Raw genomic sequence first — 14,531 nt, forward strand, 5'->3', positions numbered from 1 at the left:
CAGCCCCGGGGGCGGGCGTTGGCACGGTGCGCGCCTTCGGGCCGCGCTCCCCGTGGCCGGGCCTGTCCGCGTCCCTCCGTACGCCGACAGGCCCGGCCCCGGGTCGACCCCACCGCCCCGCCACGGAGACCCGCCCGCCCCTAACGACCCCGAAAGGCCCCGCCCATGGCCTACGCCCCGCCTGATCCGGCGGTCGCCCGATTGATCGCCGAGGAGGTCCTACGCCGTGGCGGCGAGTTTCAGGCGAACATCGGCCACCTTCACGCGCTCATCCGCCGGCAGTTACCCGACAGCCCGGCCAGCGAAAGCCCCGCCGCCGCCGCGACGTTCGTCCGCTGGGCTCGGTCGGACCTCGGCGCGTTCGGCATCGCCGTTTGCCGCAGCTCGCCCGGCCCTGGCCGTCGCGAGTGGATATTCCGCCTGATCGCCGTTCCGGACTGAGACAGGCCCTCAGACAGCCGGACCGCCCGACCCTGCCCCGATCTACCCGCCGCCCCTGATCGCCCGCGAGGGACCGTCCCTCGGGGTGCCGCACACCCAACGGAGGAACCATGACCGATCCGACCCCCGCCGAACAGCTCACCACCATTCAGACGCTCCAAGCCGAGCTAGCCGCCCTGCGCGCGCCCGCCCCGGCTGACCCCGCCCCGAGCCTTCCGACCCTGCCGAAGCCCACGACCGGCGAGGGCCCGGCCGTTAGCCCGGCACCGACCTCCGGCCTCGCGCCCGCGTTCCAGGCCCCCGCGTTCGACCCGGCGGACATCGCCGCCCAGATGCCGCCGAGGCCGGTGACCGCCTCTGGCGTGATGGCGGGCGACCTGCGCGAGCCGGCCGCGCCGCTCGCACCGCCGCCCGGCGTCGAGGTCCCCGAGGACCACGCCGCTGCCCTGGCCGAGGCTGACGCGCGGTACCAGGCATGGCGGGACGCTGTCGAGGCGGTCGACGAGTACGCCGACACCGCTCGCGACTCGCGCACCCGACGCGCTGACGCCATCCGCGAGGCCGGACGGGCCGCCGCCCAGGGCAAGCCCCGGCCGGCTATCCCGACGGCGACGAGCGAGGATGAGGAGGCGGCCGAGGTCGCGATCCTGTCCGCTGTCGTCGAGGCCCGCCGCAGGGAGGCGGACGCCGCCACGAAGCGCGCCGACAAGATCGCGGCGAAGTACGCGCCGGAGTGGTCGGCCCAGGTGGTCGCGAGCTTCGGCCCGGCGCTGGCCGCCGCGAGCGAAGCCGTCCGGGCCGCGCTGGACGCTGTCGGTCGGGCCGAAGGCGTCCTCGGCGTGGCGTCCGCCTGGCGTGCGATCGCCGTTGCGGAGGAGTTGGAGCGGCGCGGCGTCCGTGTAAACGACCACGGACGTGCCCGCATCATGAGCGACCTTCTCGACGCCACGAAGAGTCAGCTCTTCACCGGGGCCGAGAGCGCCAGCCGCAACCCGGTCGCTCTGCTGAGTCAGGTCCGCGACGCCCTCGGCACCCTGAGCCAGTGCGACGCGGGGGCGGTGCCGTCGCCGGACACGCTCCTCCTCCCTGGCGGCTTCGAGGCGAGCCGCGAGGTCTGGCGCAGCCTGTACGACTCGGCCAGCCCCGGCACCAAACAGCGCTACCGCGACCGCCACACGGGCGGCCGTCCCCTCGCTCACGAGCGCGAGGGCTGATCGCCGCGCCGTCGACACAGCAGGGCCCTCGGATCACCCCCGAGGGCCCTGCTGTCTGCCTGCCCCCGCCGAAAGGACCCCTCCCGTGTCGACTTCCGCCCCCGCCCCTTCGCGTGCCTCGCGCCGCCAGCTGTCCCTCGCCCGGCGCATCCGCCGCGAGGCCGGCTACCGCTGCCAGCTCGGTACCGACCGCCGGCAGTGCGGGGCCCCGTCGTCCGGCGTAGCCCGGGTCGCCGGCCGCGACCTGGCCGCGTGCTACCAGCACGTCAGTTCCCGCGCCGCCTACGTCACGTCGGACGCGCGTCCCCGTGAGTCGTCCTGGTCGAGGCAACTCCTCGCGACGCTTCGCCAGGAAGCCGCGACGCTCTCGGCGTGAGGTCACTCTGCGTGACCCCTGGGGGGTGCCCCCTCGCCCCTCCCGCCCCTCACCGAAGCGGCATAGCGCCCCTGGCTTTGTACGGGCAGAGAGGTCGCGACGGCTTAACGCTGCGTACAGGCAGCCGGTTCACCGACCCACGAGAGGAGGACTAATGCATTTGCGCCCCGACAGGCGGTCGAGGGCCGTTCGCATGTCCGAGGCCGCCCGCGCGTACCGCGTCCTGCCAACCTCGCGCCAGCGCTACGACGACGGCCAGGCCGTGAGGGTCCGGCTCGACGAAGCCGGCATCGCCGTATGGGCCCCGCTCGGCCCGGACGCCGTTCGCGGCGAGATCGCCCGCCAGCTCGTCGAGGCGTACGGCCGCCGCGCGACGACGCCAGCCGAGTACCGGCTACTGATCCGCTGGCTTCGCTACGAGGTCGCCGATCAGATGGCCGCTCGCTACCCCGCCAGCGGCCCGCAGAGCGTCGCGCACCCCGCCACCCTCGCCGCCTGACTTCGCCCGTCCCTGCCCGTCCCTGCCCGTCCCTGCGGGGCGGCACGGCGCACCCTGACTGACACGGAGGACCCCTTGACCACTGCTGACACTCTCGCCCGCCAGCTCGCCGATCTGACCCGCCGGCTGGCCGCTGTCGAGCGGACGGCCCGCCTACCCCGGTCTTCGATCGAGGGCGGGGCCCTGACGATCAACGACGCCGACGGTCTGCCGGTCGTCGTCCTCGGCGATCAGGGCGACGGCACCTACGGCGTCGCCGCGATGAACGGCGCGACCGTCTATGCCGACGTCGTCCCGCAATCGACCCTCGACGAGATCGCCGCCGAGCTGGCGCTGTCCGACGGGGCCGTCACGGAAGCCATCCTCGCGGCTGGCGCGGTGACCGAGACGAAGATCGCCGACGGCGCGGTCAGCTCGCCGAAGATCGTCGCGGGGGCTGTGCAGGCCGGGCACATCGCGGCCGGCTCGATCGACGCGGGGAAGCTGACGGCCGGCGCGGTGACCGCCGACAAGATCGCGGCTTTGGCGGTCACCGCCGACAAAATCGCGGCGAACGCGATCACGGCCGACAAGCTCGACGCGAACGCGATCAACGGTAAGACGATTACGGGCGCGACGCTGACGGCGGCCGGCTCGGACGGGTCCTACGTGCGGGTCTACACGGACACGAGCAAGAACACGGCGGCCGTCGACCTTCAGCCCCCGACGGCGGCCGGCGCGGGACTCCTCCCGGCGTCGCTGAGGGCCAGCGTCGACCCCGTATCCGGGCAGGTCTCGGCCGCGCTGTCCGGCCCGCACACGTCCGGGCAGTCTGCGCCCGCGCTTCACCTGACGCCGGGCCGACGGGTGACCGTCGCGGGCGACACGGTCCACACGGTCGCGACCTCGGCGGCGTCGGTACGCCTCGGGGCGAGCGGTAACTTCCTCGTCCGCCACGACATCCCGGACAGCTCCGGTGACCTGTTCCGTGTCGACGTGCTGACCGGGGACACCGTGATTTACGGCGGGCTGAAGGTCGCCGGTCGCGACGTCGGTCGAGGGAAAGTCGCCAGCGCCCAGGCGACGGGCAACTCTGCGGCCGTCTTCGCCGAAACGTCCGTCCTCTCGATTCCGAGCCTGACCTTCGTCGCCGGCCGCGCGTACCGCGTCCGCATCGGCGGCGCGTTCACGATGACGGCGGCGGGCGTGGTCCGCGCTCGGCTGCGGGACCGGACGTCGACCTTCACGGTCGAGTGGGCCGACCTCGGCCACTTCCCGGCGACCCTGGCAAACAACCCCTTCCGGCTGGAAGCGACCGCCTACCTGCGCCGCACGGCGGCAACCGATCTGACCGCACAGACCCTCGCCCTCACGTTGCAGGCGTCCGTAGCCGGCACCGTTCACGCCGCGAGCGCGACCGCCCCGCGATGGGTCGAGATCGAGGACTGCGGCGAGGCGGCGGACTTCCCGCAGGCCGTCACCGTCTGACCCTGACACAACGAACGCCCCGCACCCGGTCCGCGCCAGGGTGCGGGGCGTTCGTGCGTTTACACGCTTGCTGAGGCCAACGCCCTGCTCAGTCGCTACTAGGACGCTCAGGCTCGCGCGGGGGAGCGGTCATCTCCACATAGAGAATCGGGACGAGGGCAAGGGTTTTAAGGGCATTGTGGCCCCTGCGGCTATCGAACTCATCCGGCATCTCCCGCCCTTCCTCCGCCCCTGTGAGATCGGCAACTATGCCTGTAGCCGCGATTCCGGCTCCCAACGAGTGCAAGAAGCTGTGCTCGGTAGGCTCCCGCTCCTCGATCTCCTTGCGGTGACGTTGCCATTCCATGAGGAGTTTTACAGCACGCTCGACCAGGAACATCGCTGTCAATGCGTAAGCCACGGGGGCGGCCTTACTGCTCGCGGCCGTCAACACGACTTCCAAAGGACTAGCAAGGCGGATGCGCTGCACGCCAAAGTACCGCGACGCCGACACCGCCCCGTGGAATTGGCGCGACCACTCATACGCTCGTCTTCCTGGGTCGGATTTCGGCATAGCGTCCCACGCCGCGATTTCACAGGCGAACGCGCAAAGGTCGTTGAGTGCGTCGAAGTAATCCCGCACCCAGGGAAGCGCCGGGGAATCTCCAACATCCACCACGAGCCGCAGCGTCGGCGCTAGCGTGGAGGTTTCCGTGCCTGCCTGAGCCATGCGGGCATTGAAGCACGCGGCCCCCTGGGCCGGCATCTGGCGTGTTCCGGGCGAGCCTGAGTCGTAGCTATCAATCCGGGTCGCGCTCGCCCTCGGTCAAGCCGTCCGGGTCGCCGATCCTGAAGTCAATCCGCGACTCATCGAAGAACTTTCGGCCCGGGACTGCGGCGCGGTGAACCGTCACCGTCGCCCCCGCCGACAGGAGCAGCGCCCGGCGGCCGTCCGTGTCCCGTGCCCGCCACTCCTCCGCGAAAGTCCGGCCGGTGTCGATCCGGCGAACCTCCGTGAGGTCTGTCGCCGGCAGTGCCTCGCGCGCTGCGTGAAGCTCTGCCAGCCGCGCCGCCAGAGCGGCAACGTCCGCCCCGCGCTCGGTCATCTGCTGGGCGGTCGCGCTGATTGCGGCCTCAACGTCCGCCCGTCGCCCGTCGTCCACGGCGACAGTGACCAGCTCAACGACGGGCCAGTCACCCACCAGGCCGAGGAATTCCCGCTCTACGTACGCCTCGACCGGCTCGGCCGACACGGCGACGCCCTGGCAGCCCTGACCGTTGCGCCGGGCGGCACAGGCGTACGTCGGCACATTGCTCCCGCTTCGATGCTTCCGCGACGACGCGTAGAGGACCCGGCCGCAGCCGGCGCACCGCGCGACGCCGGAGAGCAGCCGCGCGGCCCGTACTCGCCGCCCGCGCCCCTCGGCCCCCTCGCCGTTGGCGGCCAGCTCGGCACGAAGCCGATGCCAGGTATCGAGCGACAGGATCGGGGCCCAGAGCTGGCGCGGCATCCCGCTCTCGTCGCGGATCAGCTCGCCACGATGGACGGAGCGCCCTACGGTCGCCGGGTTGAACAACACTTGTGAAAGTGTCTGCGTCGCCCAGGGCGCGGGCTTCTCGCGCCGCGTGCGGCCCTGCGCGATCAGCGTCGCGGAACGGGTCGGCACGCCTCGCGCGTTGAAGTCCTGCGAGATCCGGTAAAGCGACTCGCCGGATAGGACTCGGTCGGCGGCCTCTCTGATGACGGCGGCGGCGTTCGGCTCGGGCGCGAGGACGTAACCGGGCCCATCCGGCGCGGGCACCACCTGAAAGCCGTACGGGGCCGCGCCGCCCGCCCAGCGGCCGAGCTTGCGCGTCCCGGCGATGCCTGCGGCTGTCCGCTCGGCGATGGTGGCCGCCTCCATCTCGGCGAACGCCGCGAGGATGGTTGCGACGAACTTCCCCGAGATGGTCGTCAGGTCTAGGGACTCCTCAACGGACACGAGGGCAGCGTCGTTGTTGCTGGCCTCCTCGGCGAACGCCCGGAAGTCGATCACGTTACGGGCCAGGCGGTCGAGCTTCGCGAAGATCACGACGTCGACCTCGGGCCACCGCTCGCGGATCTCCTTCAGCCCCGGTCGGTCGAGGCGAAGGCCCTTGTCCGACCCGCTGACGTCGAGGTCGCGGACGAGGTGCGGGTGAACGTCCCAACCCTTCGCGGAGCAGTAGGCCCGGCAGCGCTCTTCCTGGCGGGCGGGCGAGGTCGACGGGTCAACGTCGCCACGGTGGGAGGAAAGTCGAACGTAGATGATCGCGGTCGTCATGTGGGACATGCTATGTTCTGGACGCGGAGGCTGTTGCCGTCCACCCACCGGCCGCTGTCCCGGTCGAGCCGGCGGGCGGTCGAGGCGACCTTGAAGTTGGCGACCAGGGTCTTGCTCTGCGTGGTACGGCGCCACTCGGGTGCCGTCAGCACATTGCCGACGACCGTGACGTAGGTATCGAACATCGTCCCCTCCCAGGGGTTACAGGGCCTGCCGTGGCGAGTCGACTCGGTGCCGAGCCTGGCCGGGCCGGCGCCACAGGGCGAGCGGCCGGACCACAGCTGTGGACGACGGGATGGGCTGTGGACAACGACCTGATCAAGGTCCCGGTCTGCTAGGGCCGAGCGGCCCTGGGTGGCCGGACCGGGTGTGACCAGGATCGGAAGGCAAGGTCACCCGGCGTGGGAACGGCTCCGGCTGGGTATGGATTTGATCAACCGAGAGCCAGCACGGCACGAGGTTCGATGAGAAAGGTCAGTGACGATGATTCTCAGCTCGCGTACCACCGGCCCCGTCCGCACCGAGCGGGAGGTGCGGCGATGAGCGCGGTGACCAACCCGGCGACCGTTGCCGACTGCCTGCGCGTCGGCGCCGGCTTCTCCCAGGGCGACCGGAACTGGATCGTGGAGCAGTTCGCGACCCTGGACGCGCGGCTGGCCGCGTTCCACGCCGACGCCACCGAGCTGGAGGTGTCGGTCAAGGACCGCGAGGCGCGCGGGCAGAAGGTCACGCTGGAGTGCTGGATCGCCGGTCGGCAGAAGATCGTCACCACCTCCAGCGAGGAGGACCTGCGCGCGGCGCTCCACGACGTCCGCGACGACCTGCGCCGGCGGCTCAACGACGCCAAGACGCGGCAGGAGCCCCGGCACAACAAGCACGTCCGGGAGATCGGCCAGCCGGGCCCCGACCGGGTGGCCGACGCCGACGCCGACCTCGAACGGGTCGACGCCGAGACGGCCTGAGCCACACCTCGACCGTCCCTGTCCGACCGGTGCGGTCGAACGGGGGCGGCAACGGGGGGCTACCGTCCGGTAGCTTCCGGGCGTACCGTCGCCTTCGTGGAACCGGACGTGCTGGGGCCGCCGTACGAGCGGCAGACGATCGACCTGGGCACCGACGACGAGGGACCGGTGGTCGCCACCCTGGTCCGCCGGCGTGCCGAGCGCCCCACCGGGCGGGCCGTGCTCTACGTGCACGGCTTCGTCGACTACTTCTTCCAGACCCACGTGGCCGACTTCTTCGCCGAGCGCGGCTGGGACTTCTACGCGCTCGACCTGCGCAAGTACGGTCGCAGCCTGCTGTCGCACCAGACCCCGAACTTCTGCCGCGACCTCGGCGACTACTTTCCGGAGCTGGACGCCGCCGCGAAGATCATCCGCGAGGACGACGGGCACGACACCCTGCTCGCCATGGGCCACTCCACCGGCGGCCTGATCCTCTCGCTCTGGGCGCACGCCCGACGCGACGCCGGCCTGGTCGACGGGCTCTTCCTCAACAGCCCGTTCTTCGACATCAACGCCCCCTGGCTGGTCCGTCGACCCCTCGCGGCCGCCGTCTCCCGGCTGGGCCGCCGCGCGCCGCAGCGCATTCTCCCCTTCGGCCTGGGCACCGTGTACGGCGAGAGCCTGCACGCCGAGCACCGCGGCGAGTGGACGTACGACCTGGCCTGGAAGCCGCTCGCCGGGTTCCCGGTCCGGGCCGGCTGGATCAACGCCATCCGCACCGCCCAGCGGCAGCTGCGCGCCGGGCTGGAGATCCCGGTGCCCGTGCTGCTGGCCTGCTCGACCCGCAGCTTCAAGGGCACCAAGTGGCACGACGCCGCGGCCCTGGCCGACGCCGTCCTGGACGTCGAGCACATGGTCCGCTGGGCGCCCCGGCTCGGCCGCCACGTCACCCTGGCCCGCTTCGACGGCGGCATGCACGACCTGACGCTCTCCGGCCCCGCCGTACGCGAGAAGGTCTTCGCCGAGGTCGGGCGGTGGGCCGAGGCGTTCCTCGGCGCGGGCCCGACGAACGCCGGCCCCTACACGGCGAACGCCGGCGCCGCCGTAATCCCGGGCAGCCGGGAGCCGGTCGCGGACCCGGCGGGAGCGCCGCAGGCCGGCTGAGCGGCGCTCAGCCGACGGTCGGCAGCGCGGCGGTGATCCGGTCGAAGGTGGCCACCGGGTGGCCGCCGTCGCCGGGCAGCACCAGGCCCAGGCAGCGCAGCCCGACCTCCCCCGCCGGGTCGGCCTGCACCCCGAAGACGGGCGCGCCGACGTACCCGGTGGGCAACTCGCCGGTGATCCGCAGGCCGTCGCCCGCGCGGACGGCCCGCTCGACCGCGACCTCCAGCGGCCGCGACCCGTCGTCGCGGACCCCCAGCGCCAGCACGATCGCGGTGACCGGCTCCGCGCCGATCCGGGCCACGTCGTCCGCGCCGGCCGCGACCGCGTCCGGCACCGGTTGGGTACGCCAGCGCCAGCCCTGCCCGGCCGCCCGCTCGTGCAGCTGGCCGGCCGGCAGCACCGCCACCCCGAGGTCCGGCGGGTGCGCCCACCGGTCGGCGAAGTGCGGCAGCACCAGTGCGTCGGGAGCCACCCCGGCCGGCTCGGTGACACTCGGCCGCAACCCGACCTCGCCGGCCTCGACCCGGGTCAGCACGTCGGCGGTGAGCAGGTACTCCCCCGTCGGATGCGCGAAGAAGAACGCGGTGCCGGCGGGCCCGTCGTCGGCCGGCCCGGCCGGGCGGACCGGCAGGATCGCCCGCCCCAGGAGCTGGCACAGCTCGTAGGCGACCTCGTTCTCGGCGTCCGGTTCCAACAGCACGAAACCGAGCGTACGGGGCGCGCCCGGCCGGAACCCGGATGACCGGACGCGCGGCGGCGTGCGACGGTGATCACCACGCCGCAGCGGGCACCCGTTCCCCCGCGGCCCGGGGGTGCGGCGGTACCCTCTTGGCGCGACACGCACGCCGCGCGCCCGTAGCTCAGCGGATAGAGCAGGGGACTTCTAATCCCAAGGCCGCAGGTTCGAATCCTGCCGGGCGCACCCACGTCACCGCAGGTCAGCGGCTTCCCGCTCCCGGTCCGAGCCATCATCACAGCCCCCGTACAGCCATTCGTACAGCCAAGTCAGCCGAAGAGGTGCTTCGCGGCCTCGTCCACGGCGGCCCGCTCGATCTCCGGCAGAACGTGGGCGTAGGTGTTCATCGTCAGCCCGATCTGGCTGTGCCCGAGCACCTTCATCACCGTTCGCGGCGAGGCCCCCGAGACGACGCGGGTTGCCCGGCAACCCGGCGACGAAGCGGACCCGGCCGTCGGCGCCGGCGAGCCGGGCCAGCAGCATCGGGAAGCCCGGCCGGACCGCCACGGTGGGCGGAGCTCGACCGAAGCCGGGCCGGGCCGCAGTCGTAGGTCAATGAAACAAGTAGCCGATGAGCGGTAGACGAGCTGCTGGCTATGCTGCCGGCCATGAGCGAAACGTCTCCACAGCCTTCGCCGCCGGCGGCCTCCACCGAGGCCGAGTCCCTGTTGTCGGTCTTGGAGCGCAACCGGCGGACCTTTGCCTGGAAGACGTCGGGGCTTGAGGAGAAGGGCCTGTGCGCGACCACGGCCGCCAGTGCGATGACGCTCGGTGGTCTCGTCAAGCATGTGGCCCTGGTCGAGGCAGACTGGCTGGCGGTCAAGCTCGCCGGCCAGGAGTACGGAGCCCCGTGGGACACCGTAGATTTCGACGCCGACCCTGACTGGGAATGGCGCACTGGGGCGCTGGACTCTCCGGAAGATGTCTATGCAGTGTGGCGAGACGCTGTCGAGCGTTCGCGCGAACTCGTGGCTGAGGTCATCAAGGAGCGCGGCCTCGACGGGCCGGCGTCCTTCACCTGGCCGGACGGCCGCACGCCTACGGTCCGCGCCATGCTTTTCGACATGGTTGAGGAGTACGCACGACACACGGGACACGCGGACATCCTCCGAGAAGCAGTGGATGGCCGCGTGGGTGAAGGCGCGCCTGCAGACTTCACGATCTGAACGTCCTCAACTGCCGCTGACCGCGAACTGCCGCTGACCGCGCGAGCGGTGTCCACCCGGTCGTCGACCCAAGGCGTCGGTCACCAGAGCCTGAGCCGGCCCCCGGGTGCTGCCGAGACCGTGGGCCCACTGATCCGCGTTGCTCAGCCGACCGGTCCCGTTGTCGCGTGCGGCCGTACCGCCGGTTCGAGCAGCGACAACGTCCGCTGCTGCGCATCGAGGCCGACGCGGACGCCGACCGGCATCGGCAGATTCGGGCCGGCGTGTCCGAACTCGACGTTGCCCAGGACCGGGATGTCACGGTCGCCGAGGACGTCGAGGACTATCTCGGGCAGGGTCGGGGACGCGTCGGGCGCCCCGAGCCCGTCGATCGCGTACGGGACGCCCACGACCATGCCGGAGATCCGATCGAGGATGCCGCAGTGCCGCAGCACCTGCAGATCGCTCCACACCCACGACGCTTGGCCGCCCATTTCCTCCCAGAACAGCACCGCGCCGTCGAACCATTCGAGCGGCAGCGCGTAACGCGTCGCCTGCGCCCGCATGATGCGATTGAGCACCCCGCCGATCAGCCGGCCTTCGGCACGACCGGCACGCCAGCACTCCCATGACGGGGTGGCAGGCAGCGCACCGATCGCCTCCGTGCCGGTCAGCAACGTCGAGTAGAGCTTTTCAAGTTCCGCTCGGCGCGCTGCGGGCGCAACCTGCCACGCCCCGCCGAGTCCAGGCGTGGCCAAGTCGGCATGGAACCCGACCAGACCCGTGCGTGCATAGAGCACCAGATGCAGCACCGAGATGTCGCTGTAGCCGAGGATCGGCTTGGGGTCGGCAGCGATCGCCTCAACGTCGATCAGGTCGAGGTAGCCGAGCGCCGTCTGGCCGCCGTCATGCGCGATGATGGCGCGCACCTCAGGATCACGCAGAAGAGCATTGAGTTCCCTGGCGATCTCCGCCGGCGTAGCCGCGCTCCACCAATGGTGCCGCCCTGCTTCGAGTAGCGGTGCCCGACGCACGCGGAATCCCATCCGCTCGAGCACTACTACCGCCTGCTCGAGGTCGGGCTCGTAAGCGGCATGGAGCGGCCCGGACAGCGATGCGACAACGACGAGATCACCGGGCCTCAGGGCACGAGGTCGAAGCGGTTGAGGCAGCGCAGAACCGGTCACCGACGCAGTGTCCCAACACGCGTAACAACCCGCTACACACTTACCGATCGACCGCCCAGCAGGCCTGGCCCGCACAGCCCCGGCTGGTCCCAATACTCGAGCCGACCCCGAGGAATTACGTGAGCGCCCACACCTCTGTGTAGCGGCGACTGACCACACCGACAGCGTCTGGACACATGGCCTGGACAGCAGCAGTCCAGGCGCTGTCCTGGCTACAGTTCAGCATCTCCGCCCGGGAGCTTGTCGAACCATCCCTCGGCCAAGCGCAGGCGCCACAGGTAGGCGGACAGGTCGTCGGGAAAGCGAGGGCCGAACCGCCGCCAGAAGTCGACAAAGACCCAGGGCGAGCCCAGCTCGAACTCATCGTCAGGAAATGCCCGGCCCACCTCAGGCTCCACGACGTGGTAGCCCTCGTCGTCCTCGCCGTCTTCCACGTCGACTGGCACGAGGTAGGGCGCAACATCATCGACTGGGCAGCCGACCGCCTCCGCGATCACGGCCGGCTGGCCGGCGTACCTGGCAGTGAGTCGAGCGATTTCCGGTGGGTCGTCGGTGAAGTAGTCCGGCATCGTCGCGAACCGGTCCAGCGTGGCGCCGTTGCGCAGCAGCGAATGGCTCCAGTAGTCACCGTCGTGGATGCGCACCGTGCTGCCAAGGACAGCGAGGTCGCGAGAGATGAACTCCGCGGCGGCGAGTTCGGTGAAGTAGCGCGGCCAGTTGACGACGGTCCAGCCGTTGACCGGCGCAAATCCCAGTACGTCGTCGTCAGTCACCGGTTCGGTGCTCTGGGCGGGCTCAGCCAGGCAGTCGTTGGCCGTGAAGAACCGGCCGGCGGCGGCCAGCACACTGTCTGCGTCCCCGGTCCGAAAGGCGGACACCGCTACGAACTCGCCCACGCGGCGACCCTAGACGTTGGTGAAGACCTACGGATCAGCGGGCGGCGGGCCTCCTCCATCTCAGGCAGGGTCATTGCGCAGCCGTCAGCTCTGGTGATCCCGAAACCGTAGTCGTGCGGCCCGCTGAGCCAGTCGACGTCGTACCCGCCGGGCGTCTCAGCACGCTGACGGATGCGAAAGCTCTGCCCGTCGACCGTCATCACGATCGGATCCTCGGCGTAACGGGGTCTCGTGTGCTCGGGCGCGAGGCCGGGCTCCGGTTCGGTTGACATGCCTGCTCCTTCCTCCGCCACCCGCCGGGGGCGAGAAGCTGGCGGGTTGACACCTACACCGGATGCCGCATGATCCAGGTGGGCAGCGGCTCCGTGAAGGCGTGGACCACCTCCCAGCCGGCGCGGCCGTACACCTCGACGTTGTCGGGGTTGCTGGTCTCCAGGATCGCCGGCAGGTCGTCTGCGGCGGCGCGGAGCAGTCCGGCTCTCATGACGGCGTGGCCCCACCGGCGGCCGGCGTTCTGCGGATGGGTACCCAGGACACCGAGGTACCAGTAGGGAGCGGCCGGCAGTGCCGCATGCACCGCCTCGTCGTAGGCATGGACGCGGGCCTGTGCCTCGGCGGGCAGTTGGGCGACGAGATCGTCGTCCGGCCACTCGCTCTGCATCGCGGGAGGCTCCCAGATTGCGACCGACGCGCCGCGCTCGATCGTCCAGATCGTTTCCTTGCGGACCCGCTTGTCGAAGAGGTGCCCGAAGAAGGCGGCGGCATACTGCGGGTAGGTCGCCTCGTCGGGAAACAGGTACCGGAGGACCGGGTCCTTGGTGAATGCGGCCACCAGCGAGGCGATGACGCGTCCACGGTCTTTCGGGGTGGCGACGGTGATCTCAGGCGCGGTCACAGCGTCCGACCGTATCGCAGGCGGTTCGGTCGCACACCCGAGGCGGTGCCATATGCTCCGCCCGTCGTCACGGGGACACGGGGGAATCAGATGCCAGGCCAGGGCAGGGCGGCGATCACGGCTGCGAAGTAGGCGGCGCCAACGGCGACAACGACCGGGCGATCGAGCGGGCCGGGACGCTCCGCGACGCGGTGCGCAGCCGCTCCTTGGCCGGGAAGACGGTCAGGCCAGGATTGACCCCGGTCAGGAAGTGGGTCCGGCTGCCATTGGCTGCGGCGCGCGCCGCGCGTGGTTGACTATCGAGCCATGCCGCTCAGTCCGCATGAGGTCGAACTGTTCGAGGACTCCAGGGCCCGCCTGGAGGCGATCGCCTATCGCCTGCTGGGCTCGACGAGCGACGCCGAGGACGCGGTCCAGGACACGTTCCTGCGCTGGCAGGCCGCCGACCGGGAGCGCGTCGAGACGCCCGAGGCGTGGCTGACGAAGGTGCTCACCAACCTGTGCCTCAACCAGCTCACCTCCGCGCGGGCCAGGCGTGAGACCTACGTGGGCACGTGGTTGCCCGAGCCGGTGCTCGCCGGCGACCGGATGCTCGGCCCGGCCGATACCGCCGAGCAGCGCGAATCGGTCTCGATCGCGGTGCTCACCCTCATGGAGCGGCTCTCGGCCAGGGAACGCGTCGTGTACGTGCTGCGCGAGGCCTTCGGCTACTCACACGGGGAGATCGCCGAGATCCTCGAGATCACCGAATCGAACTGCCAGCAGATCTACCGGCGGGCCAGGCAGCACGTCACCGGCGACCGGGCCCGCGCGGAGGTCGACGGCGCCGCCGCGCGCAAGGTCGTCGAGGAGTTCCTCGCCGCGGCCGTCAGCGGCGAGATCGAGCGGCTGGTCAAGCTGCTGACCGACGACGCGATGAGCGCCGGCGACGGCGGCGGCAAGATCCCGGCCCGTGCCAAGCCGGTCACCGGCGCGCTGGCGGTGGCGAGGTTCCTGCGTGGCCTGTTCAAGCCCGCTGACGCCAAGTGGGACCTGGTGGGCGGCAGCCCCGCCCTCCACGTCGACCTCGTCAACGGCGAGCCTGCGGTGGTGGTCGTGGTCGGTGACCGGGTCGTCGGTGTCATGTCCCTGGAGGTGACTTCCCAGGGCGTCGCGGCCGTCCGCATCCAGGTCAACCCCGACAAGCTCGATCGCGCCACCCGCCGATGGGCCGTATCCGAGCACGGGGAGCCGTTCCTCGAAGCCTTGTGACCCACGACACGGACGGCTCCTGTCAGGAATCGCG

15 protein-coding genes, 1 tRNA gene and 1 pseudogene are annotated in these 14,531 nt (G+C 71.1%); 9 read left to right on the forward strand and 8 right to left on the reverse strand.

What is annotated here, in order from left to right; genetic code table 11:
* The first annotated feature begins 165 nt into the window (after window positions 1-165).
* The 4 genes from KBX37_RS10110 to KBX37_RS10125 all read left to right on the forward strand — a co-directional run bounded on the left by KBX37_RS10110 (window position 166) and on the right by KBX37_RS10125 (window position 3,997).
* Complete coding sequence (locus KBX37_RS10110) at window positions 166-441, forward strand: hypothetical protein (RefSeq protein WP_210775631.1); 276 nt, start codon at window positions 166-168, stop codon at window positions 439-441.
* A gap of 110 nt (window positions 442-551) precedes the next feature.
* Complete coding sequence (locus tag KBX37_RS10115) at window positions 552-1,655, forward strand: hypothetical protein (protein WP_210775632.1); 1,104 nt, start codon at window positions 552-554, stop codon at window positions 1,653-1,655.
* Window positions 1,656-2,224: 569 nt separating this feature from the next.
* Entirely contained in the window at window positions 2,225-2,530 is a 306-nt protein-coding gene (locus tag KBX37_RS10120) for a hypothetical protein (RefSeq protein WP_210775633.1), read from the forward strand.
* A gap of 261 nt (window positions 2,531-2,791) precedes the next feature.
* A complete protein-coding gene (locus KBX37_RS10125; RefSeq protein ID WP_210775634.1) occupies window positions 2,792-3,997 on the forward strand; it encodes a hypothetical protein in 1,206 nt (401 codons plus the stop codon).
* A gap of 88 nt (window positions 3,998-4,085) precedes the next feature.
* Here KBX37_RS10125 and KBX37_RS10130 read toward each other — a convergent pair whose 3' ends face one another.
* The 3 genes and pseudogenes from KBX37_RS10130 to KBX37_RS10140 all read right to left on the reverse strand — a co-directional run.
* Window positions 4,086-4,706, reverse strand: a complete 621-nt coding sequence (locus KBX37_RS10130; protein ID WP_210775635.1) for a hypothetical protein — start codon at window positions 4,704-4,706, stop codon at window positions 4,086-4,088.
* 70 nt (window positions 4,707-4,776) lie between these two features.
* Window positions 4,777-6,279, reverse strand: a complete 1,503-nt coding sequence (locus KBX37_RS10135; protein ID WP_210775636.1) for a recombinase family protein — start codon at window positions 6,277-6,279, stop codon at window positions 4,777-4,779.
* Window positions 6,280-6,296: 17 nt separating this feature from the next.
* Window positions 6,297-6,464, reverse strand: a pseudogene (locus KBX37_RS10140) (single-stranded DNA-binding protein); the annotation flags it as partial.
* Between the two features lie 354 nt (window positions 6,465-6,818).
* Between KBX37_RS10140 and KBX37_RS10145 the strand changes: the two are divergent.
* Both KBX37_RS10145 and KBX37_RS10150 read left to right on the forward strand, forming a co-directional pair.
* Window positions 6,819-7,241, forward strand: coding sequence for an HPF/RaiA family ribosome-associated protein (locus KBX37_RS10145; RefSeq protein ID WP_210775637.1), 423 nt, complete (start codon window positions 6,819-6,821; stop codon window positions 7,239-7,241).
* Between the two features lie 96 nt (window positions 7,242-7,337).
* Window positions 7,338-8,387 (forward strand): alpha/beta hydrolase, encoded by a 1,050-nt coding sequence (locus tag KBX37_RS10150; protein ID WP_307849026.1) that lies wholly within the window; start codon window positions 7,338-7,340, stop codon window positions 8,385-8,387.
* A gap of 7 nt (window positions 8,388-8,394) precedes the next feature.
* Here the strand turns inward: KBX37_RS10150 and KBX37_RS10155 are convergent, their stop codons facing one another.
* Window positions 8,395-9,087, reverse strand: a complete 693-nt coding sequence (locus tag KBX37_RS10155) for a hypothetical protein (protein WP_210775638.1) — start codon at window positions 9,085-9,087, stop codon at window positions 8,395-8,397.
* A gap of 149 nt (window positions 9,088-9,236) precedes the next feature.
* Between KBX37_RS10155 and KBX37_RS10160 the strand changes: the two genes are divergently transcribed.
* Window positions 9,237-9,309 (forward strand) — tRNA-Arg (locus KBX37_RS10160).
* A gap of 422 nt (window positions 9,310-9,731) precedes the next feature.
* A complete protein-coding gene (locus KBX37_RS10165) occupies window positions 9,732-10,289 on the forward strand; it encodes a DinB family protein (protein WP_210775639.1) in 558 nt (185 codons plus the stop codon).
* A 143-nt stretch (window positions 10,290-10,432) separates the two neighbouring features.
* Here the strand turns inward: KBX37_RS10165 and KBX37_RS10170 are convergent, their stop codons facing one another.
* The 4 genes from KBX37_RS10170 to KBX37_RS10185 form a co-directional block, all read right to left on the reverse strand.
* Window positions 10,433-11,455, reverse strand: coding sequence for an LD-carboxypeptidase (locus KBX37_RS10170; RefSeq protein ID WP_210775640.1), 1,023 nt, complete (start codon window positions 11,453-11,455; stop codon window positions 10,433-10,435).
* A 212-nt stretch (window positions 11,456-11,667) separates the two neighbouring features.
* Complete coding sequence (locus KBX37_RS10175) at window positions 11,668-12,351, reverse strand: hypothetical protein (protein WP_210775641.1); 684 nt, start codon at window positions 12,349-12,351, stop codon at window positions 11,668-11,670.
* Window positions 12,336-12,623 carry a hypothetical protein gene (locus KBX37_RS10180; protein ID WP_210775642.1) on the reverse strand — a complete coding sequence of 96 codons (288 nt, stop codon included), beginning with the start codon at window positions 12,621-12,623 and terminating at the stop codon, window positions 12,336-12,338. The genes KBX37_RS10175 and KBX37_RS10180 overlap by 16 nt, the downstream gene beginning before the upstream one ends.
* Before the next feature lie 53 nt (window positions 12,624-12,676).
* Window positions 12,677-13,246 (reverse strand): N-acetyltransferase, encoded by a 570-nt coding sequence (locus tag KBX37_RS10185; protein WP_210775643.1) that lies wholly within the window; start codon window positions 13,244-13,246, stop codon window positions 12,677-12,679.
* Between the two features lie 306 nt (window positions 13,247-13,552).
* Between KBX37_RS10185 and KBX37_RS10190 the strand changes: the two genes are divergently transcribed.
* The gene (locus tag KBX37_RS10190; RefSeq protein ID WP_210775644.1) at window positions 13,553-14,497 is read left to right on the forward strand and encodes an RNA polymerase sigma-70 factor; all 945 of its coding nucleotides are present in this window, start codon (window positions 13,553-13,555) and stop codon (window positions 14,495-14,497) included.
* The last annotated feature ends 34 nt before the right edge of the window (window positions 14,498-14,531 follow it).

The organism is Micromonospora sp. U56 (assembly GCF_018070095.1).
GTDB lineage: Bacteria > Actinomycetota > Actinomycetes > Mycobacteriales > Micromonosporaceae > Micromonospora > Micromonospora purpureochromogenes.

What these genes read in the sequence shown, in the direction of transcription:
- KBX37_RS10110 (WP_210775631.1), top strand. Translation starts at nt 166, where the DNA reads ATGGCCTACGCCCCGCCTGATCCGGCGGTCGCCCGATTGATCGCCGAG.
- KBX37_RS10115 (WP_210775632.1), top strand. Translation starts at nt 552, where the DNA reads ATGACCGATCCGACCCCCGCCGAACAGCTCACCACCATTCAGACGCTC.
- KBX37_RS10120 (WP_210775633.1), top strand. Translation starts at nt 2,225, where the DNA reads ATGTCCGAGGCCGCCCGCGCGTACCGCGTCCTGCCAACCTCGCGCCAG.
- KBX37_RS10125 (WP_210775634.1), top strand. Translation starts at nt 2,792, where the DNA reads ATGAACGGCGCGACCGTCTATGCCGACGTCGTCCCGCAATCGACCCTC.
- KBX37_RS10130 (WP_210775635.1), bottom strand. Translation starts at nt 4,706, where the DNA reads ATGGCTCAGGCAGGCACGGAAACCTCCACGCTAGCGCCGACGCTGCGG.
- KBX37_RS10135 (WP_210775636.1), bottom strand. Translation starts at nt 6,279, where the DNA reads ATGACGACCGCGATCATCTACGTTCGACTTTCCTCCCACCGTGGCGAC.
- KBX37_RS10145 (WP_210775637.1), top strand. Translation starts at nt 6,819, where the DNA reads ATGAGCGCGGTGACCAACCCGGCGACCGTTGCCGACTGCCTGCGCGTC.
- KBX37_RS10165 (WP_210775639.1), top strand. Translation starts at nt 9,732, where the DNA reads ATGAGCGAAACGTCTCCACAGCCTTCGCCGCCGGCGGCCTCCACCGAG.
- KBX37_RS10180 (WP_210775642.1), bottom strand. Translation starts at nt 12,623, where the DNA reads ATGTCAACCGAACCGGAGCCCGGCCTCGCGCCCGAGCACACGAGACCC.
- KBX37_RS10190 (WP_210775644.1), top strand. Translation starts at nt 13,553, where the DNA reads ATGCCGCTCAGTCCGCATGAGGTCGAACTGTTCGAGGACTCCAGGGCC.